The following is a 20,717-nucleotide window of genomic DNA, read 5'->3' on the forward strand; positions in this document are numbered from 1 at the left end:
TTTTAAGCCTCCTTTCCAGCGTCTGGGGATTTTGTTAAAGAAGCTTCCAAGATTTTTTCTTGGGTTGCATCTTTAGCATCAAATGTTTTAATTACACGACCACTATTCATTACAACAATACGGTCTGCCATACCTAAAACTTCAGGCATTTCGGAAGAAACCATGATAATGGCGTAACCATTAGAGGCCAATTCATTCATAATTTCATAAATAGAGTATTTTGCACCAACGTCGATACCTTTGGTAGGTTCATCCAAAATTAATACTTTCAGGTCTACATTCAGTAATTTTGCAAATACTACTTTCTGTTGGTTACCACCGGACAGAGAAGATGGAGGATCTGCAATATCTTTTGCTTTTAATTGAATTTTGTTACAAAGTTCAATTGCCGCATCCATTTCTTTATCATTATTTAAAAGACCCATGGAAGCAAATTTATTCATATTTGCAGAAGACACGTTTTCATAGATTGGAATTTCATTTACCAAACCTTGAATCTGTCTGTCTTCTGGCAACAAACCAACGCCTAATTTTAATGCTTTTTTAGGGCTGTTAATTTTTACTTCTTGACCATTCAGTTTAATAGAACCTTTGTCAGGAGGCATAACGCCAAAAATTGATTGACATACTTCGGTACGACCAGCACCTACCAGACCTGTCAATGCAAGAATTTCACCTTTTTTTACATTAAAGGATACATTTTTGAAATATCCTTCTTTCGAAATGTTATCAACTTCCAATACAACTTCGCCTGGTTTAGAAGTTTTTGTTGGATACATCTGATCCAGTTCACGTCCAACCATTTCTGCAATCAGTTTAGAATTGGAAATTTTATCAACATCCCAAGTACCAATATATTGGGAGTCACGGAATACTGTAACAGTTGTTGCCAAACGATACATATCTTCAAATTTATGGGTAATAAAAATAATAGATACGCCTTCGTCACGTAATCTGTCAACGATTTTGTACAGCTCTTCACATTCATTTTTTGTCAAAGAAGCAGTAGGTTCGTCCATGATCAAGATACGAGCATCACGGGACAAAGCCTTTGCAATTTCAACTAACTGCTGTTGAGCAACACTCAATGTACCCATTGGTTTAGTAACATCAATATCTGGGTTCAAAGGTGCCATTAACTCTCTTGCACGTTTTCTCATGGCTCTCCAGTCATAAGTATGGAGTTTGGTCATGATTTCCTGTCCCATAAAAATGTTTTCTGTTACGGACAGATCTGGGAAAGACGTTACATGCTGGTAAATCGCAGCAATACCCAGTTTTTGAGAATCGGCAGTAGAACGGAGGGTAATTTTCTCTCCTTCTAACAGCATAGTACCACTATCAGGTTGATGAACACCAGTAATTACTTTAATAAAAGTAGATTTACCAGCACCGTTTTCACCCATCAGTGCATGTACTTCACCTTTCTTCAACTGGAAATGAACCCCTTTCAGCGCTGTAACACCGCCAAAGGTTTTCACAACATCTTTCAACTCGAGTATGTAATCGTTCATGAAAAATCCCCCTCAAGTATGAATTTTTTGTTTAATGTTTGTTTTCAATTGAATAACATGTTTGAATAATACAATGTTATGGCCTTAAATTCAATATCAAATATTGCTTTTCTATATTCAAAAATTGCTTTTTCATTGTCTTTTAATATTGTTATACTAATTTGTTATCTGAATTTTGTATATAATGCTAATATTGAACTTTTGAATTTTTAAAAACAACTTGATTTTTTATTTGGAATATGTAATAATTCCTTATTAGAAACAAAATACAAATTTATCTATTTTTATACACAGATTTTTAAAATACAATACCATCTCTGAAAAGGAAAGGGATTCTTATGGTAAGTCAAAAACGAAAATTTCCAACAGAGCATATAACAGTAGAAAATACAATTACTCCTCATACAAAAAGATTTCCTTTTTATATCAAAAAATATGGATATAGTAATGCGAAACGGTTCTCTGTTGATGTAGAATATTCCCACTCGGATATTTTATTACTGTATACCATCTCTGGCGTAGCTGGGCTATATATTAACACAGATTCAAAATATCTTGCAGCTGATGATTTGTTAATAAACGCTTGTAGCTCTCCTTTTGACATCAAAGGCATAAGCGCAGAAAAATGGGAATATTTTTATATAGTAATTAATGGATCCCACGCAAAATTCTACTATAATATTATCCGAGATAAATCCAATATTATCCGAATGAATCCTATGAACCATGTGCTGGATTACTTTATTGATTTATCCAAAATTTCTTTTGATGACTCTAACCTTTCCAACATTCAAGTAAATACTATTATCCAAAATATTATGATGGAACTATATGAGATTTCATTCGATATTGTAAAAAGCAAAAATATTATCCCTGTCCAGGAAACAAGTATCAATAATGCAATGAATTATATTGCAAAACATTATCATGAAGATTTATCTGTTGATACTATCTGTAACAAAATGGCGTTTTCTAAATACTATTTTTGCAAATTATTTAAAGAACACACCGGTATCACAATTCATCAATATGTAAACGAATTCCGAGTCAATAAATCTAAGGAACTACTCTCTTATTCTAAACTTCCCATTAATGCAGTAGCGGCAGCGGTTGGGTTTCAAAACCCGTTAACTTACATCCGTTGTTTTAAACGTTCCACACAGATGACCCCGAGCGAATATAGGGAAAACTTTTAATCACTCAAGCTCTTTTCTTACTTAACAGAAAAGGGCTTGTTTTATAATTATATTTACCGCTTTTTTATTATAGCATATTTATTTTCGTTTGTCACGTCAAAATCACTAATTTATAATAACAAGTTTGCTACAAATTTATTACAAAATAGTATAAATTTTCTTGATTTTAAAATTAATTTGATATTAATATAAATAATAACAGTAAAAACAAGAAAAATTGCTCAAATAGAATTGAATCTACTTTATAGTTCTGGTATAATATGAATAATTTGTAACGTATTGATGTATTAAGAAATATAAAGACTTAATTGAGGAGGATTTCATGGAATTTCAAGCGATTTCTGTAGGATGGCTCTCTATCTTACCTCCAATTATCGCAATTATTCTGGCGCTTATCACCAAAGAGGTTATTTCTTCTTTACTAATTGGCATCCTTTCTGGAAGTTTTATCTATGTACTCCACAGTGGAGGAAATCCTGTAGTAGGAACTGTGGAAACAACTTTTAAGCTTATGGCTAACCGCATGGATGTACAAATCCTGTTATTTTTAGGGTTGTTAGGTGCATTGGTGGTAGTTATTGGTATGGCAGGAGGTAGCCGTGCTTATGGGCAATGGGCTAGTAAAAAATTAAAATCCAAACGTTCCTCTTTACTAGCTACTGCGCTACTGGGTGCTTGTATCTTTATTGACGATTATTTTAACTGCTTAACTGTTGGTACTGTAATGCGACCATTAACTGACAAACACGGCATTTCTCGCGCTAAGTTAGCTTATATTATTGATGCTACTGCCGGTCCAATTTGTATTATCGCACCCATTTCCAGCTGGGCAGTAGCTGTTGGTTCCAATCTGCGCATTACAGGAGAATTTGAAAGTGACTTGGCCGCTTTTGTAGCGACAATTCCTTATAATTTATACGCAATTCTTAGTTTAATTATGATTGTAATGGTATGTCTGTTTAATCTAGATTTTGGTTCTATGGCAAAAGCTGAATTTGCTGCGCAGCAGGAAGATACAGGTGTGGTAGACAATAATTTGGAAGAAGAATACCCTGTTTCTACAAAAGGGCGCGTTTGGGACATGTTAATTCCAGTATTGGCTTTAATTATTTTTTCTGTTTTCGCAATGCTATATAATGGTGGTTATTGGAGTGGAGATTCTGCGTTACATTCTATTCCTGCGGCATTCGGGAATTGTAATGCATCAGAAGCATTAGTAATCGGTGCGTTTGGTGCGTTAATTGTAGCTTTTCTTTTATTTATTCCCAGAAAAATTATTTCTTTCCAAAATTTTATGGAAGGGATTACAAAAGGTGTAAAATCCATGGTACCCGCTTTTATTGTATTAATTTTAGCTTGGACCATTAGTGGGGTCTGCCAGGATTTATTGATGACAGGGGATTTTGTAAAGGATTTGGTAGCAGCTAGTTCCATACCATCTGCATTAATACCAGCAGTAGTATTTCTTGTTGCAGCTTTTTTATCTTTTGCTATGGGAACTGCGTGGGGTACATTTGGAATCTTGATTCCTATTATAGTACCAATTTGTAGTTCGATTGCTCCAGATTTAATGGTAGTTTCATTATCTGCAACACTGGCTGGAAGTGTTTTTGGTGATCACTGCTCCCCTATTTCGGATACCACGATCCTTTCCTCCACAGGGGCCGGCTGTAAACATATCCAACATGTTTCTACTCAGCTTCCATACGCTATTACTGTAGCATGTTGTTGTCTAATTGGATATTTAATCGCTGGATTTAGTAAAGCAAATGTATTTCTTTCCTTAGGAAGTTCACTTCTCCTTTTAATCATCGCAGTTATTCTGTTGCATCGGTTTTCTTCCAAACAGATTGCACAACTCAAAGCGCAGCAGTCTGATAAATCTTTAAAAAATTAGATATCCACCGTTTAATTTTAGAGTAAATAGTATCGTTAAAATGGAAAAAGGGAGCAAAAAGCTCCCTTTTTTCATTTTATTAGATAGAATCTTGTTCTATCGAATTTGGCTGCTCATGCTTTTGTGTCCATAAACAGGCTTTTACCGCGTCTTCTAATGTTTCCGTCGCTACTAAAAAACGGTTATTATGGCAAAAACGCAAGGTAGAAATTCCGCTAAGCTGTTTTAATTCTTGATCCGGCTTTCCAGCCCATTCCTCCGGAAAATCGAATTTACTGATATTGGAATCATTTGATATCGGTACTGTTTGCGCATTATATCCACCTCGTTGGGAAGGGTACACCACAAACTCCGCATCACTTCCTACCAAATACAATCTCCAAGGAGCAAACCTTGATAAAATCACAATATGGTTTTGTGCCTCTTTCAATGCGGATTCCACCAATAATTTGGCTCGATATATACTAAAAATCGAATCTATTTTATGCTGTAAAATCGTCTTAGCAAACTGTACTGCTTCTACAAAGCAATCATCTGGATTTTCACTTGAATCCCAAGATGGGTTAAACAAACCTATTGCGTCCGCTAAAGGATGACCACAACCTGTATTATCCTCTAAATCCAATGGCTGTATAAAATTCTCGTCAAAACGTTGTTGTTCCTGTTCTGCCTGCTCTGGTGTACAACCCTGTTCTAATACTTGTTTTCCAAATTCGCGCCATAATAGTCCAAAAGCTGCAAATGGAACCCCATTTTCCCGAATTTCAGCATCTTTTTGATGATGGTCAAATTTACCCCATCCAATATCATAAATCAGTGCATCTGTATCTTCTGGAACAGAAAATACCCGTGTTACTGTAATATTGGGATTTATTATTTGCAATAACGCAGTAGAAAAAACATCATCTGCATGGAATTTTCCTGCGTGGGTAATCACTTGGTTTGGTATTTTTATCATAAATCTTTTCCCCAATTCGATTTTTGTTATTATGTAGTATCATTGATGTAACTATTATAAAATACTAAAACAGTTTTTTCAACTAAAAATCTAGTTGAAGAAAGAATAAATAAAATCATAGAAAATAAACCTTTTTTAATAAAAAGGGAAATAAAAGATTATTCTAAAAACATATCTTACAATAAATACTCTAGCCATGATCTTCTTTCCGTAATTGATTTGCTTCTTTAAAATTAAGAGACTTGTATATCATTTATTTTAGATGGAATAAAATCGAAAAGAAAACAAAAAATATCCCGGTATTCTAAAATACCGGGATATTTTTCGTGAATTTTTATTTTTTTTCAAAAGACTGGCAGTCAGTACATTCTACCATCGTTGGATTTGTTTCGTGGGTACCAACTGTAATTTTGTTTAAACTACAATATGGTTCAGTGGAACAATGGTGTTTACATTGGTCTACTGTACACCCGATGCTGTGGTTTGCTTGACAATCCATTTGTTGCGCCTCCTTTTCAGAATGGTATCTTTAGTATGGACAAAATCCAAAAAGATATACCTTACTGAAAACGAACAACATACTCCATTTTATGAAAAAACTAGTGATATTTTACTGCATAAAGGTAAAACCGACCAAGGAATACAGCTAATAAATCCATAAAACGGATTTTTCAATTTTAAATTTTGGAGTAACCATAGCTATTAGCCAAAGCATCAATTTTATGGTTTTCCTTACAGAATGGGCAATCCCGGAAGGAGTAGGTTTGATAATCTGGAATATCTTCTTTTTGAAAAATACTTTTTACTGGAATATCTTGTACTTCATCCATTGTGCTAAAAATAGCAGAAATTCCAATCACATTACCGCCATAATAATCCAAACATTCCAAAGAACGTTTTGCTGTTTTACCAGTTGTAATCGAAGCGATTAGCAGCAATATTCTCTTTCCCGCAATCATATCTTGGATATTATCGCGGAAGATCATCTGACCATTGGTATTAAATTCTGGTGTTACTACATAAATTGTACTACTGGAATTCATCTGCATATAGGAGGTTTTGGTCAGTTCACGTGCCAAAAAGCTACCAATTACTTCACTGCCATCCATACAAATAATCGTATCCACTAAAGTTGTACTGGAATAGTAATCAGCAAAGTTTAAGGCTGCATTTCTAGCCATATTATGGTCGTGCTTTACCCTAGTAATATCAATATAATAATTGATGTGGGAATGGCTGGTTACAAAATGTCCTGGTATGGCGGAAATAATGACATCTCCATGGATACTAGATTTAATTTCAATTGCCTGTTTATTCATAGTCAAAGCCTCCTTAATCATGTAATAAAGAAAAAATTTATTTTATTTATTATATCATTCCTTTCTATATTTTTCAATCATTTATTATATAATTTATATTATTTGTACAAATATAAAAAATTATTTTTTGTGATCCTACAAAATTAAAGGGCGTGTAAACAACCATAAAAATACATTCTGTACTATTATGGTTGAATATACTATTATTTAAATTTATTTGTCAATTTGCTATATTTTCTTCACGAATTATTGTTAAATATTTTTTCTTTTTTTGCTTGATCTTTTTTCCAATTTGGAAGATAATAAAATTAGATAAAATCACACAGGGAGGTTGAAGTAATGAACAGTAAAATGGTACAAACAGAACGTGGAACAATGGAAGAAAAATTGCCAGAAAATATTGAGTTTTCTCAGGTGATTAAAATCTCAAAAGAAAAACAGTACAATCCACACAATGATTATACTGTTCCCCCTGAATTATTAGATTGCAATAGCTGCCAGCCATGTTTTGTATTGTGGAATTCTCCAAATGGATTAGCGCTTACCTGCCAAGAACAAAATGGTTTTGTAACAAAATACCAAGACCAAATTGGAGTAGAAGAATTCCAAACAATAGTAGATACAATTATATGGGAATAATCTTAAAATCTAGACGGTGTTCTTATCATAATAGAAACAGGCAGAGGGATTTCTCTGCCTGTTTTGCTATTTTATTGGATACATATGGTCTAATGGCCCGTTTCCATGCCCTAAATTTAACTTGGAGGACAGTGTGCCGGTCAAGTATTGTTTTGCCTTTTTAATGCTATTTTGCAAATCAATCCCTTCTGACAGCCCGCAGGCAATAGCGGAAGATAAGGTGCAGCCTGTACCGTGATTATTTGGATTATTTATTCTATTGGTATGAAACCAATGGTACCCCCTATCGTATAGCAGATCATCTGCGTCCCCATCTAGGTGTCCTCCTTTTAACAGGATTGCGGAACCAAATTGATGATGTAATCTTTCTGCTGCTTCTTCCATCTCCTTCCTGGTTGTGATTTCGGTATCCAGTAAGTATTCCGCCTCCGGAAGGTTAGGAGTAACCAGCTTTGCCAATGGAAATAATTCCTGTTTACAAACCTGTATTGTCTGCTGGGTCATCAAAGCTTTCCCGCTGGTAGAAACCATAACAGGGTCTATTACTAGGTTTCTTGTATGGTATTGTACTAATTTTTTGGCTACAACATGGGCGATTTCATGATTTGGAATCATCCCAATTTTCACTGCGTCCGGTGTGATATCCTGGAAAATACAGTCCAACTGTTGAGATACTATTTCCACAGGACATTCCCACACAGAAACAACGCCTAATGTGTTTTGCGCTGTAACTGCAGTGATTACACTCATTCCGTATTGTTTATGTACTGTAATCGTCTTTAAATCCGCCTGTATCCCCGCGCCTCCACTACAATCGGACCCAGCAATTGTTAATATTTTTTTCATCACGCCCTCCTTGCATACAAAGATTATGCTTTTACCATTTTTTCCGCCAATTGACGCAGTTCTCTTGTGGCTTTCGAAATATCGTTTTGGGCGAAAATAGCGGAAACAACTGCAACTCCATTGACTCCGCTTCCAGATAATTGCAACAGATTATGGGCATTGATTCCTCCAATGGCAACAACCGGGATGGATACCGCCTTGCAGATTTGCTTTAAGGTATCAAACGAAACATCACTGGCATCCAATTTGGTAGAGGTAGAAAACACAGCTCCAACCCCTAAATAATTCGCCCCCATTTGTTCTGCAAGTATAGCCTGCTCCACTGTTTGGGCTGATACACCAATAATTTTATCTTTCCCAAGGCGTTCCCGTACCTGGTTTGCCGCCAGGTCAGATTGCCCTACATGGATGCCGTCAGCGCCACAAGCAATCGCAACTTCCAGATTATCATTGATGATAAACGGGATATTATGTTTCTGGCAAACGGATTGAATCTTGACTGCTTCTGCTAGGAAATCTTTATCCGACAATTCTTTCTCCCGCAATTGGACGATTGTCGTCCCCGCTAAAATAGTTTCTTCTACCTGGTCCACCAAATCATGGTCCCCTAACCAACTTCGGTCAGTAACCGCATATAATAATAAATCATCTGGTGTAAACTTCAATTTTCGCCCCTCCTTTCAGGATATCATCTTCCATTTTACTCATGGCGTCGATTAGATAGGTGCGGAAACTAGAAGTCCCACCATTGGTTTCACATATTTTTTGATAAGCCAATTCTCCACACAACCCCATTGCCGCAATCGCAGCAACAGTTGCCTCGGTAACCCTATCTGAATTCGCCGCACAATAAGCCGCGATCATCCCTGTTAACATACATCCTGTACCAGTAATTTTAGACATCACAGGATGTCCATTCCGGATGACATAGGCCTGGGTGGTATCACATACCAAATCAATCGCCCCAGTAATGGCGATGGTAGACCCTGTACTTTCACTCAGCTTCGTGGCAAATTCAACCGCTTGCGGGAGATTTTGTTCGGTAATAGCGTCTAATTCATTGGCGTCTACCCCTTGGGTATTGCCTTTTCCCGCCGCAATCGTCTTGATTTCAGAACTATTTCCACGGATAACAGTAAATTTTACTTCTTCTAATAAAGATTTTGCTGTGTTCGTCCTCAATTGGGAAGCACCGGCTCCTACTGGGTCCAATACAGTAATGTGTCCCAACCGATTTGCCTGTTTTCCTGCCAAAAGCATGGAGGAAATTGTTCTGGAATTCAATGTTCCGATATTAATATCCAATCCAGCGCAAATAGAAGTAATCTCTTCTACCTCCTGCTGGTCATCCGCCATAATCGGGGAGCCTCCACATGCCAGTAATATATTGGCTACATCATTTACTGTTACATAATTGGTAATACAGTGGATTAAGGGAATCCGTTCCCGTACGTTTTGGATGATTCCTTCTAGCATATTTCGCACCTTCCTACTCTATTTATTGTTTTGCTGTACCAAGGGAAACTTGCACACGTTCTAACACTTTTGCCCTTTTTAAAGCACATAATAATACAAAAGCCATGGTAGCTCCTCCCGCTGTGCTTACCAAAAATGGTACTACATAAGCAAATACCGCTGCTTCTTGCCCCATGATTAGGGTAGCTACTGGATAAGCTACCAAAGCACCTAAAATACCAGTGCCAAATACTTCCCCAATATAGGCCAAATAAAGCTTTTTACCAAAATACTGATACAATATCCCACAAAGCAAGGCACCTACCATGCTACCTGGAAAAGCAAGTAAACTTCCTGTTCCTAATAAAACACGGATTAACGAAGTGGCAAATGCCATGCCAAATCCATAGGCAGGTCCCAGTGTTACCCCTGCAATTACATTGACAACATGCTGTACTGGAAAGCATTTTGACGCGCCTACCGGGATGTAAAATGCGGAACAGACTACCCCTAACGCAATCAATACAGCCGCAGTTGTTAGTTTTTTAATTTGATAATTCATAAAAACACTCCTTTTGAACACAGCCGATCCGATCCAGACAAACAAAAAACGGAATATGCCACCAGCATATTCCGCAATTTTATCATTCCGCAACATCCCTACGTTGGCATTATCCAAATCAGGTTATGGGTCGAAGTTGATGACTTCCTCTCAGCCTGCTATCACAAGCTCCCCGGCTTATATTCTATTTATTTTTAAATTTATTGTAGCACTGGTTTTTTTATTTGTCAATAAAAATGCTAAATTGATAAAACACCAAAAAAATTATTCTAAATTCTGCAATTATCACAAAAAAATATTGAATATTTTGGCTTATTGCATTTTATTTTGTGATAACACAAGAAAAATCAGCAAATTTTTTGTGTATTTTTCTTATTATTTTCTATGGATACAGGACAATCTTTAGGAAGATAATCAATTGAAAAATAAGGTAGAAAAATGGTATTATCTATAATAGATAATGGTCTTGTTGTGCGCAAATTGTCCTCAATTTTTGGCCGATGAAAAACAAACTAACAGGCAAAAGGAGAATTGTTTCATGAGAGGTATTTATACATCTGTAACTGATATCCGCCGTAAAGTATTTACCGAAGTAGCCCGTATGGCTTATGAAGGCGGAGACTACGCAAAAAAAATTGAAGAACTGCCATACAAAATTATTCCAGGCGAAATTGCTACTTACCGTGAAAGTATCTTCCTGGAACGTGCGATTGTAGGGGAACGTCTGCGTTTATGTATTGGTTTACCACTGCGTCCAGTAGATGAAAACAAACCAATCTCTGATGGTATCTTTGAAAGTGCAATTGCGGAAAAATATTATGACCCTCCACTGGTAAATATTATCTCTTTTGCATGCAACAAATGCCCGGAAAAGAAATTTGAAGTGACAAATTTATGCCAGGGATGTTTAGCACATCCATGTTCCGAAGTCTGTCCAAAAGGGGCAATTAGCTTTGACGCACATGGAAAATCCGTAATTGACCAAGAAAAATGTATTAAATGTGGACGTTGTAGAACCGTCTGTCCTTATGGTGCTATTCAAAAAATGGAACGTCCTTGCGCAAAAGCGTGTGGAATGAACGCAATTGGCTCAGATGAACACGGCCGTGCACAAATTAATTATGATTTGTGTGTATCCTGCGGTATGTGTATTGTAAACTGTCCATTTGGTGCTATCTCGGATAAAGGCCAAATCTTCCAGTTAATCCAATCTATCAAAAAAGGTGACCAGGTGATTGCCGCTGTTGCCCCAGCATTTTTAGGACAATTTGGTCCAAAAGCAACTCCTGAAAAAATCAAAGACGCAATGCGCCACCTGGGATTTGCCGATGTAGTAGAAGTAGCTGTTGGCGCTGACCTTTGTACGATTGAAGAAGCAGAAGATTTCTTGAAGAAAGTTCCAGAAGAACAGCCATTTATGGCAACTTCCTGTTGTCCTTCCTGGTCTGTTATGGCAAAAAAACTCTTCCCAGAATTTGCGCCTTATATCTCCATGGCATTAACTCCAATGGTACTGACCGCACGTTTAATCAAAAAAGAACATCCAGATTGTAAAGTGGTATTTGTTGGCCCATGTTCCGCAAAAAAACTAGAAGCATCCAGAAGAAGTATCCGCAGTGATGTTGACTTTGTATTGACTTTTGAAGAAATTATGGGGATGTTTGAAGCGAAGAATATTGATTTCAACCTGCTGGAAGGCAATGAACCATTGAATGAAGGTACAGGTGCAGGTCGTGGCTTCGCTGTAAGTGGTGGTGTTGCAAACGCTGTTGTAGAAGCAATCAAAAAAATAGATCCTGATCGGGAAGTACAGGTAGACTACGCAGAAGGTTTGGAAAACTGTAAGAAAATGCTTACCTTAGCAAAAGCAGGAAAACGCAATGGATTCCTGTTAGAAGGAATGGGTTGCCCAGGCGGATGTGTTGCTGGTGCGGGAACCCTTCAACCAGTAGCAAAATCCACTGCTGCTGTAGCAAAATACAAATCTCAAGCAGAACAACAAAATGCTTTGGATAGCAAATACGCACATAAATTAAAACACTTAGATTAATGCAAGAAAGAGGGATAGTAACTATCCCTCTTTCTTCTTTTTTGAGCATATGTGTATTAACTTTATCCTGAAATATCATTTAAAATAAAGGAGCTATGATATGAAAATTGAAGGAAATCAGAAAGAAATAGACGCTATGGAACAATTCCACCGAGGAAACCGGCAACAAGGGCTTCAGCTTCAAGAAGAATTTGCCGCTGCGTTTCGGGAAGAATATCAAAATAAAGATCATTGCCCCTGTAAAAAGGCATGCCGTTATCATGGAAACTGTAAGGAATGTGTAGCGATCCATCGGGCACACCAGGAACATGTCCCAAATTGTATGCGCCCTATTATTAATAAAAAACTAAAATTGCTATCTGAGTTAACAGAACATACCATTGCAAATGAAATTGAACCTCCTCATGAAATACTAAGAAAAGAATTTCAATAACTGTAACATTATTTTGTGTCTTTTCAAAAAAATTAAAAAGGTTTGTATCAGCCAAAAAATTTATTATCCTTGCCTAAGAACTACTTTTACCTAAAACGCAAAGTACTGAACAAATGAAAGATGATTCCAATATTATCAAATTAGAAAAAGAATTTACCATTAAATGGACTGCTTTTATTTGAATGGAATCGATCAAATTCTTCCGTCACCTTTTCCAATATGAATTCATAAAATAAGACAGATGCTAATGCGAAAAACACTCCCCTTTTTTCGTTGGATTGATTATTTCACAGCAAATTGGCAAAACTATTTATGCAAGAATTTTTTAATAGGAGTGAACATCAATGTCTGTAAAAAGGGGAGAAATTTATTACGCTGACCTAAGCCCTGTCGTTGGCTCAGAACAAGGCGGGATTCGTCCGGTTTTGATTGTGCAAAATGATGTTGGGAACCGATATAGCCCTACTGTAATTGCAGCCGCCATTACCAGCCAAAAAGATAAAACAAATCTGCCCACCCATATTGAACTAAATGCGTCAAAATGCGGCTTAGCAAAAGATTCCATTGTATTGCTGGAACAAATCCGCACCATTGATAAACGCCGTTTAAAAGAAAAAACAGGGGAACTGGATGCCAGCAGTATGAACAATGTAAACAACGCATTATCCGTTAGTTTTGGTTTGGGGAATGCTACATAATTCCCCTAAAAAGAGTTATTGTTCCTAAATACAATAACTCTTTTTTGTTCCTTTGGGAATTCGTAGTATTATTCTATGAAAAAAAACAGGATTGATATCAATCCTGTTTTTTTCTATGGATTAAAATTTTCTTCTGAGCCCTCTAGTAAAAATATTGTTTCTCGATAGGAAGTATGCTATACTGTTGATAATTGATATAAGGAGGTTTTTACATGTATCAAACCATTTTATTTGATTTGGACGGCACTTTAACAGACCCCAAAGAAGGGATTACTAAATGCGTCCAATATGGGTTGCAGCATTTTGGTATTGATCAGCCGGATTTAGAACAGCTGACTGTTTTTATTGGACCTCCTTTGATGGATGGGTTCCAACAATATTACCATTTTACCGAAGAACAGGCATCCATTGCTACCCAGAAATACCGAGAGCGTTTTAAAAATCAGGGTATTTTTGAAAATAAACTGTATGATGGAATTCCAGAGTTGTTACAGCATTTGTTAAATCAAGGCAAAACTTTAGCGATCGCAACTTCCAAACCACAAATTTTTACGGAGCAGATTTTAGACCATTTTGATTTGACAAAATATTTTTCTGTTATTGTGGGAAGTACATTGGATGGAACTCTCAGTAAAAAAGAGGATGTTATTCAGGAAACATTAAAACAGCTACAATTAAACCCAGAGCAATTCAAACAAGCTATTATGGTTGGCGACCGTTGCTATGATATCCTGGGGGCACAGAAATGCGGCTTAAACTCGATTGGAGTTGGATACGGTTATGCGCAACCTGGCGAGTTATCCCAAGCAGGCGCTACTTATCAAGTTGAAACTATTTTAGAACTACAGGAATTACTGGATCAAATTTAACTGACTTCTCCCCTCCCTAGAACCAGGAAGGGGTGTTTTTTCATCTTCTTCCCTATTTTTTTAATCGGATTGCAACTACAGTAATATCGTCAGAATGGCCATCAATCCTACGGCGTTGTGCCTCCGCGCATAGTTTTTGGGAAATTTCCCTGGAGGATAATTGAGAATACAGTTCTAATTCAGAGGAAATCCAATCTTCACCGGATGCTAATGCCCCATCCGAAACCATAACAACCAAGTCACCACGATTGAGCTTCATTTCCTCTTTGTCATATTGGATCCCCTGCAAAATCCCAATTGGTAAACTGGAACACTCGATCCGTACTACCTTCCCATTCCTCATCACAAAAGAACTTGCCGCACCGGATTTTGCAAATTCCGCCATCCCTGTATATAAATCGATGGTGCATACATCCAAGGTTGCCAAAGATTCTTCCCTAGATTTTACCAGAAAAGCCAGATTAACCAATTGGAACGTGGCATCAAATCCAAACCCTGTTTGCAGCAATTTGCGCGCGATGGAACAGGTCATAGTACTGTCCACAGCGGCCCTGGCTCCACTTCCCATTCCATCGCTTAAAATAATATGGGCAAATCCTTTACTGTCCATAAAATACTCAAAGCTATCCCCACAATAGCGATTATTGTTGTTTGAAATTTGAGAAGCATGAAAATCCACCCGAAAGTTTGCCCGCTCAAAATAAGATACTTTTGTGGATAAATCGGAAGATACTACACTGGGGAGTTCCATTTCACGGTTTAGATGTTCCGTTAATTGTTCACTAATCTGTTCTAAATGGAAATCATCTGGACGTTGTGCCAAATAAATATCACAGTACAGTCGGTCATATTTATCATAATAACAATGGATTTCTTTTGGCTGACAGCCAATTTCCTGAAATGCCTCCTGTACTACTAAATTAGCTTTTGGGTCGTTGGCAATTATATCGGATAGTTCCTTGCTCATTTCACAAAGCATACCGGATATCCCTTCTAACTGGTTAATCGCCATTAAACGTGCTTCTACTACCCGGCGTGTAGCTGCCTCCTTTGCCAAAAATTCTTTATAGTCCAAATTGATCTCTTGCAAAAATTCTTCTGGTTGGCAGCACTTTTGCTGAAAGAAAAAGGGGGCTGTATCCTTCTCTACCTTACCTTTGGTACGCAATAATTTTGTTAGATTATTTAAAGCATGTGTCATATCCCCATAAGCCGCTCCCCAACAAAACGTATTTAACCCGCAGTTTTTACAAACCCTTTCAGACGTTTTCGTATAAATATGAAAAATATCATTTTCCGCTGCTGCTTCCATATGATTAGAAACTTTTTCGATAGAATGTTGTAGGTCTGTTAAGCTGTCCGCAACAAACTCCAACTTTGAGGTCATACCATCCGTATGGGTACGATGTACTTTTGGAATTTTTTCTTTCGTGAATAAACGGTCCAAAATGTTGTCAGGAAAAAAGAAAAACACTGCGGAACCCAATAAAACCTCTACCATATCCAATGTTGTAACCTGTTCTACCCCCAACACTACCGCAGAAAACGTAGCAGAAGCAATGAACATCGTAACCTGAGCAATCTTTCCTAATGGACGGAATACTCCTCCAATAAATGCCGCTACAATTAAACAGCCAGAACTAACCGCTAAGTTAGTATCATAAAGTGTCATTGCAATCGTAAATAAAATGGCTACTAACACACCACCAGCATAGCCAATCCAGTACATGCCAATACAGATACAGATAATCCCTATAATTCTGGCTATCCGAAAGTTCCATAGTTCCAAAGGGGCAAGAGAAAGGAAGGTAATCGTACATAAAATAGCGAAACTGGCTTTTTCCACAAATCTGTATTCGTGGGAAGGTGATGATAACGAATGCACAACCATACTCACCATAAAGGCCATACTGCCACATAATAAGACTTCAGATCCTTTTAGCAAAATGGTAATGGTAGAAACAGGATGTAATACAATGGAAATAACAGTTGTCGTCAACAAAGAAACGGAAGCAATGGCACCTTGGATAACCGAATCCGTTTCTGCTGTATGTCCTTTTAAATGAATAAAAAATTTAAAAATAGTTACCAACAATAGCGCTGCAATATAGCTGCTATTATCGGTAATCCCACCGAAGATCACATAGCCACAAGCACTACCAGCTAAAGCAAAAAGGCTGTACTCTTTTGGGGTAGCTGCTGCAAAAGATATCCCAAAGGGGGAAAACGACCCTAATACCCTCGCGTTGGATAATAGCGCCGATAAAAATCCAACAGCGCAGCCTTGCAGCAAATCAAGGGAGCGGGTTTTGATGATTGAACTGCTTTTCATAATAACCTCCATTATTTTTTACTTCCCCTAGATAAATAACAGGAATTTTAAAGATAGTTGACACATAAAATAGAGTATACAAGGAGTAGATTGCCTGTTTTATCAAGGAGTATGTTACTATTACCCCCTATTATAAAAACTTTTATTGGAAAATATTGTTGATTCGTAAGATTCGATGGATAGTTACTATTGTTGTCATGAATCTCAATAATTTGTTATAGTTTTGTAATTGTTATTTTGCTTTAAATTTGTTATAATAACTAATATAAAAAATAAATGAAACACTATTTTGTTTATGTCCATTAACAATACAATGGTTTATAAAACAAATTCTATTCTATTTCATTTACTATCTTACAAATGAAAAAGAGTATTGATTCTCTATGCTAATCTTAATTCATTTATAGAGGAGTATTATGATACAATTTGGTAAAAATAGAATTGATTGATTTTGTAAATTTTAAAGAGGTTTTTTTATGGTTACATATTTAATCGTATGGGGTATCGCTTTTGTTGTATTCGCAATTATTGAAGCATTAACCCCACAACTTGTATCCATCTGGTTTGCCTTAGGTAGCTTAGTTGCTTTTGTTGCCGCTATTTTTGGCTTACCACTATGGTTACAAATTGTCATTTTTATTTTAATTTCCATTTTAGCGTTGTTGGCAACAAGGCCATTGGCAAAACGACTGTTAAACAAAAAAATAGAGCCTACCAATGCCGACCGTTTAATTGGAAAAATTGGTTATATTTTAGAACCTGTCGATAATTTTAAGGAACAAGGACGAGTTCAAATAGATGGACAGGATTGGAGTGCCCGCAGTATAGATGGCACCCATCTGGAAGTTGGAACAAACGTAGTAGTACGGCGTATTGAAGGAGTAAAACTAATTGTACATGTAGCGATGCCAGAAGATTATGAAAACCAACAGCCAGAAAACCAATAAAAGTTAATGGATCCTGATGGTTTGGATAGAGTGAGCTTTTCATTGTAGATATTGAGAATATAACACAATAATAAAAAGGAGAATGATATTATGCCAATTCCTATGAGTGTATTGATTGTATTAGCAATTGTTATTATTTTATTGATTATTTTAGTTTCCTGTATTAAAATTGTTCCGCAAGCAAAAGTATTTGTAATGGAACGTTTAGGCGCATACCATTCTACATGGGTCACTGGTTTGCATTTTAAAATTCCATTTTTGGATAAAGTGCGAGCCAAAGTCTCCATGAAAGAACATGTAATTGATTTTCCACCACAGCCTGTTATCACAAAAGATAATGTTACAATGCAGATTGACACTGTGGTATTTTTTCAAATTACCGATGCAAAACTTTATACTTACGGCGTAGAGCATCCAATTTCTGCAATTGAAAATTTGACAGCGACTACTTTACGTAATATTATTGGTGAAATGGAATTAGACCATACATTAACCTCCCGTGATATCATCAACAGCAAAATTACTTCTATTTTGGATGTTGCTTCGGATAAATGGGGAATCAAGGTAAACCGTGTGGAATTAAAGAATATTATTCCACCACGCGAGATTCAAGACGCAATGGAAAAACAGATGAAAGCGGAACGGGAACGCCGTGAATCTATCTTACAGGCAGAAGGACGTAAAAAAAGTGAGATCCTTGTAGCAGAAGGGGAAAAACAATCCCAGATTTTACGAGCAGAAGCTCAAAAAGAATCTGAGGTATTGCGTGCGCAGGCTGAAAAACAAGCTTTAATTTTACATGCGGAAGCTGTAAAAGAACAAAGCATCCGTGAAGCAGAAGGTCAGGCACAAGCAATTGAAATGGTACAAAACGCACTGGCACAAAGTTTACGTGTATTGTCTGAATCCAATCCTTCTGACCAAGTTTTAACCTTAAAGGCATTAGAAGCCTTTACAAAAGCTGCTGATGGAAAAGCAACTAAAATTATTATTCCAAGTGAATTGCAATCATTGGCAGGTTTGGCCACAACCTTTAAAGAGGTAATGACAGACAAAGACCAACCAGAGATAGATAAACCACAATGACATCAGATAAAGAACAAAAAGCTGTCCTTTTTAGGACAGCTTTTTGTTCTTATTTATTTTCTTAAAGTAGATTCTCATTCATCAATTCATCATTTGCTTGTTTTTTAATTTTAATCCTTCCTATCCCTTTAATATTGTTTTTTATCATTATAAAATAATATTAAAATTTTGACATTCTAATTTATCGATATATTAAAATCACAATTTTCTAAAATATTTGGTTATAGGATAAAAATAATTTTGAAAATATAAAAAGGAACCAATAAAATTCATTGGTTCCAATAATTTAAAAATATTATTTTTTTGGTGGAATCACATTATAATGTACCAAAGCATTATAAATACCATCTTCATCTACCGAAGTTGTTATATAATCAGCAGCCTGTTTTACGTCTTCACCGCCATTGCCCATAGCAACACCAATGGTAGTCATCCGCACCATTTCCACGTCATTTCCTCCATCACCAAAGGAGACTGTTTCCGCTCCAGTAAGATTAAAATACTCTAACATTTTTTGAATTCCTAAAGCTTTACTTCCTCCTTTTGGAACAACATCAATAAACAATGGATTCCAGCGCGTAGCATTACAATGAGGTAGATGGGACATAAATTCTTTTTCCTGTTCTGGATGAATATATGGAACAATTTGAAAAATATCTTCCTGTAAAGCCCTTTCCACGGGACAGATTGGTGGAGGTGAAATATTCACAGATTGATGAATGAAACGCACCTCATCATCTTCATAATTTAAGAAAAGGTCTTTCTGTGCTCCAAAGATACAAGGAAAAGGTTTTCTTTTTAACATCTGTACAATGGTTTGAATATCCTTTTTTGGAATACAATTTTTATAAATGATTTGATCATCAACAAAGCAATACTGGCCATTTAAGGTAATATAACCGTCAAACTCAAATTCTTGAATACTAAATAATTGGGATTTATGCCTTCCAGTGGAAACAATTAATTTAATTCCCTGCTCCCTCATAGCATGTAACGCATATAAAGTGGAATCTGACATTTTATGCGTTTGAAAACTTACTAAGGTTCCATCTACATCAAAAAATACAGCTTTTACCATATTGGTTCTCCTATCTACCGCCGAATTTTTTATCTTTTACCAAAATTATAGCATAGAAATTAGTAATTTTCAATAAATAAAAATCGGTTTGTTTTTAAAGTACAACTATCAGTTTTCAAAAAAATATATGAAAATTTAAAAGCACCACAGACAGTTTCCGTGGTGCTTTTAATGTATAATTTCAATATTCAATTTTTAAAACCTCGTTATCTATTCTAATTTAGTCTGGTGGTCTCACTCCAAATAACTTTTTTATTATTAAGAATTGATTATAGTTTTTGTTCCTATCTCTTTCTCTCTAATACCAGTTATTATCTTCCAGATATGATTTACTTATAACCATTTTTTAACAATTATAAGTTTTATTAAAAAATCATTACACCTGATTCCCTAATAATTTATCATAAGTTCAGATAATTAGGTTTCTGTCTGTTTTAACCTTTTTAACAGGCTTACCTATTACATTGGACTATCCCCTAAATATTAATTTGTATTACAATGTATCACTACTTTGTAATAAACCAACTGTTATATCTTCAGTTAGTTTTTATGGGGAGTATAAAACAAACGCTGTTTTATACATAAGTTCTTATTTCATGGGACTGTACCTTTTCCTTTACTTCTAAATGTAACCAATTAAAACAAATTATTCTATCTTCAATAAACTTGTAATTACTTTAATCGAACACTCAAATAACAGTTCAAACTATATCTTATGATACTGCGTTTAAAGATAACTAGTACATTGGCATAACCCTCATAATTCTATTGAGCGTATTACTTGCCGATCCTTCATGAACGATATTGTTCTTTTCAGTAGATCATACTTACTGTTACA

At 36.1% G+C, this 20,717-nt stretch carries 19 protein-coding genes and 1 riboswitch; of the genes, 9 read left to right on the forward strand and 10 right to left on the reverse strand.

Annotated elements, in window-relative coordinates:
- Positions 1 to 2: 2 nt before the first annotated feature.
- Positions 3 to 1,514: a sugar ABC transporter ATP-binding protein gene (locus tag BQ2683_RS03120; RefSeq protein ID WP_069987306.1), complete on the reverse strand. Its 1,512-nt coding sequence runs from the start codon at positions 1,512 to 1,514 to the stop codon at positions 3 to 5.
- Between the two features lie 338 nt (positions 1,515 to 1,852).
- Here BQ2683_RS03120 and BQ2683_RS03125 point away from each other — a divergent pair, with 338 nt between their 5' ends.
- Both BQ2683_RS03125 and BQ2683_RS03130 read left to right on the forward strand, forming a co-directional pair.
- On the forward strand, positions 1,853 to 2,710 hold the full coding sequence (locus BQ2683_RS03125) for a helix-turn-helix domain-containing protein (RefSeq protein ID WP_069987307.1): 858 nt from the start codon (positions 1,853 to 1,855) through the stop codon (positions 2,708 to 2,710).
- Between the two features lie 322 nt (positions 2,711 to 3,032).
- Positions 3,033 to 4,607 (forward strand): Na+/H+ antiporter NhaC family protein, encoded by a 1,575-nt coding sequence (locus tag BQ2683_RS03130; protein ID WP_069987308.1) that lies wholly within the window; start codon positions 3,033 to 3,035, stop codon positions 4,605 to 4,607.
- A 79-nt stretch (positions 4,608 to 4,686) separates the two neighbouring features.
- On the opposite strand, the gene BQ2683_RS03135 is transcribed toward BQ2683_RS03130, so the two are convergent.
- The 3 genes from BQ2683_RS03135 to BQ2683_RS03145 form a co-directional block, all read right to left on the reverse strand.
- Positions 4,687 to 5,565: an MYG1 family protein gene (locus tag BQ2683_RS03135; protein ID WP_235843881.1), complete on the reverse strand. Its 879-nt coding sequence runs from the start codon at positions 5,563 to 5,565 to the stop codon at positions 4,687 to 4,689.
- Positions 5,566 to 5,899: 334 nt separating this feature from the next.
- Entirely contained in the window at positions 5,900 to 6,064 is a 165-nt protein-coding gene (locus tag BQ2683_RS03140; protein ID WP_069987309.1) for a DUF1540 domain-containing protein, read from the reverse strand.
- A 178-nt stretch (positions 6,065 to 6,242) separates the two neighbouring features.
- Positions 6,243 to 6,884, reverse strand: a complete 642-nt coding sequence (locus BQ2683_RS03145) for a phosphoribosyltransferase (protein WP_069987310.1) — start codon at positions 6,882 to 6,884, stop codon at positions 6,243 to 6,245.
- 339 nt (positions 6,885 to 7,223) lie between these two features.
- On the opposite strand from BQ2683_RS03145, the gene BQ2683_RS03150 reads away from it, so the two are divergent.
- Positions 7,224 to 7,523 carry a hypothetical protein gene (locus BQ2683_RS03150; RefSeq protein ID WP_069987311.1) on the forward strand — a complete coding sequence of 100 codons (300 nt, stop codon included), beginning with the start codon at positions 7,224 to 7,226 and terminating at the stop codon, positions 7,521 to 7,523.
- 66 nt (positions 7,524 to 7,589) lie between these two features.
- Here the strand turns inward: BQ2683_RS03150 and thiD are convergent, their stop codons facing one another.
- The 4 genes from thiD to thiW are packed head-to-tail and all read right to left on the reverse strand — an operon-like array spanning position 7,590 to position 10,386.
- A complete protein-coding gene (gene thiD / locus BQ2683_RS03155; RefSeq protein WP_069987312.1) occupies positions 7,590 to 8,369 on the reverse strand; it encodes a bifunctional hydroxymethylpyrimidine kinase/phosphomethylpyrimidine kinase in 780 nt (259 codons plus the stop codon).
- Positions 8,370 to 8,392: 23 nt separating this feature from the next.
- Positions 8,393 to 9,034 (reverse strand): thiamine phosphate synthase, encoded by a 642-nt coding sequence (thiE, locus tag BQ2683_RS03160; protein ID WP_069987313.1) that lies wholly within the window; start codon positions 9,032 to 9,034, stop codon positions 8,393 to 8,395.
- On the reverse strand, positions 9,015 to 9,845 hold the full coding sequence (gene thiM, locus BQ2683_RS03165) for a hydroxyethylthiazole kinase (protein WP_069987314.1): 831 nt from the start codon (positions 9,843 to 9,845) through the stop codon (positions 9,015 to 9,017). The genes thiE and thiM overlap by 20 nt, the downstream gene beginning before the upstream one ends.
- A gap of 22 nt (positions 9,846 to 9,867) precedes the next feature.
- Entirely contained in the window at positions 9,868 to 10,386 is a 519-nt protein-coding gene (gene thiW / locus BQ2683_RS03170; protein WP_069987998.1) for an energy coupling factor transporter S component ThiW, read from the reverse strand.
- A 78-nt stretch (positions 10,387 to 10,464) separates the two neighbouring features.
- Positions 10,465 to 10,571: riboswitch (TPP riboswitch) on the reverse strand.
- Positions 10,572 to 10,924: 353 nt separating this feature from the next.
- Between thiW and BQ2683_RS03175 the strand changes: the two genes are divergently transcribed.
- The 4 genes from BQ2683_RS03175 (at position 10,925) to BQ2683_RS03190 (ending at position 14,436) form a co-directional block, all read left to right on the forward strand.
- Entirely contained in the window at positions 10,925 to 12,436 is a 1,512-nt protein-coding gene (locus BQ2683_RS03175) for a 4Fe-4S dicluster domain-containing protein (protein ID WP_069987315.1), read from the forward strand.
- Positions 12,437 to 12,536: 100 nt separating this feature from the next.
- Entirely contained in the window at positions 12,537 to 12,869 is a 333-nt protein-coding gene (locus BQ2683_RS03180; protein WP_069987316.1) for an LPS biosynthesis protein, read from the forward strand.
- Positions 12,870 to 13,213: 344 nt separating this feature from the next.
- Positions 13,214 to 13,567, forward strand: coding sequence for a type II toxin-antitoxin system PemK/MazF family toxin (locus BQ2683_RS03185; RefSeq protein ID WP_069987317.1), 354 nt, complete (start codon positions 13,214 to 13,216; stop codon positions 13,565 to 13,567).
- Positions 13,568 to 13,779: 212 nt separating this feature from the next.
- Positions 13,780 to 14,436: an HAD family hydrolase gene (locus BQ2683_RS03190; RefSeq protein WP_069987318.1), complete on the forward strand. Its 657-nt coding sequence runs from the start codon at positions 13,780 to 13,782 to the stop codon at positions 14,434 to 14,436.
- 52 nt (positions 14,437 to 14,488) lie between these two features.
- Here the strand turns inward: BQ2683_RS03190 and BQ2683_RS03195 are convergent, their stop codons facing one another.
- Positions 14,489 to 16,768 (reverse strand): SpoIIE family protein phosphatase, encoded by a 2,280-nt coding sequence (locus BQ2683_RS03195; RefSeq protein WP_069987319.1) that lies wholly within the window; start codon positions 16,766 to 16,768, stop codon positions 14,489 to 14,491.
- A gap of 476 nt (positions 16,769 to 17,244) precedes the next feature.
- Here BQ2683_RS03195 and BQ2683_RS03200 point away from each other — a divergent pair, with 476 nt between their 5' ends.
- Both BQ2683_RS03200 and BQ2683_RS03205 read left to right on the forward strand, forming a co-directional pair.
- Positions 17,245 to 17,715: an NfeD family protein gene (locus BQ2683_RS03200; RefSeq protein WP_069987320.1), complete on the forward strand. Its 471-nt coding sequence runs from the start codon at positions 17,245 to 17,247 to the stop codon at positions 17,713 to 17,715.
- Positions 17,716 to 17,817: 102 nt separating this feature from the next.
- Positions 17,818 to 18,801: an SPFH domain-containing protein gene (locus BQ2683_RS03205; RefSeq protein WP_069988000.1), complete on the forward strand. Its 984-nt coding sequence runs from the start codon at positions 17,818 to 17,820 to the stop codon at positions 18,799 to 18,801.
- 295 nt (positions 18,802 to 19,096) lie between these two features.
- Here BQ2683_RS03205 and BQ2683_RS03210 read toward each other — a convergent pair whose 3' ends face one another.
- Positions 19,097 to 19,879, reverse strand: a complete 783-nt coding sequence (locus tag BQ2683_RS03210) for a Cof-type HAD-IIB family hydrolase (RefSeq protein WP_069987321.1) — start codon at positions 19,877 to 19,879, stop codon at positions 19,097 to 19,099.
- Positions 19,880 to 20,717 lie beyond the last annotated feature (838 nt).

Origin of the sequence: Massilioclostridium coli (assembly GCF_900095865.1) — a bacterium.
Classification (GTDB): domain Bacteria; phylum Bacillota; class Clostridia; order Oscillospirales; family Ruminococcaceae; genus Massilioclostridium; species Massilioclostridium facile.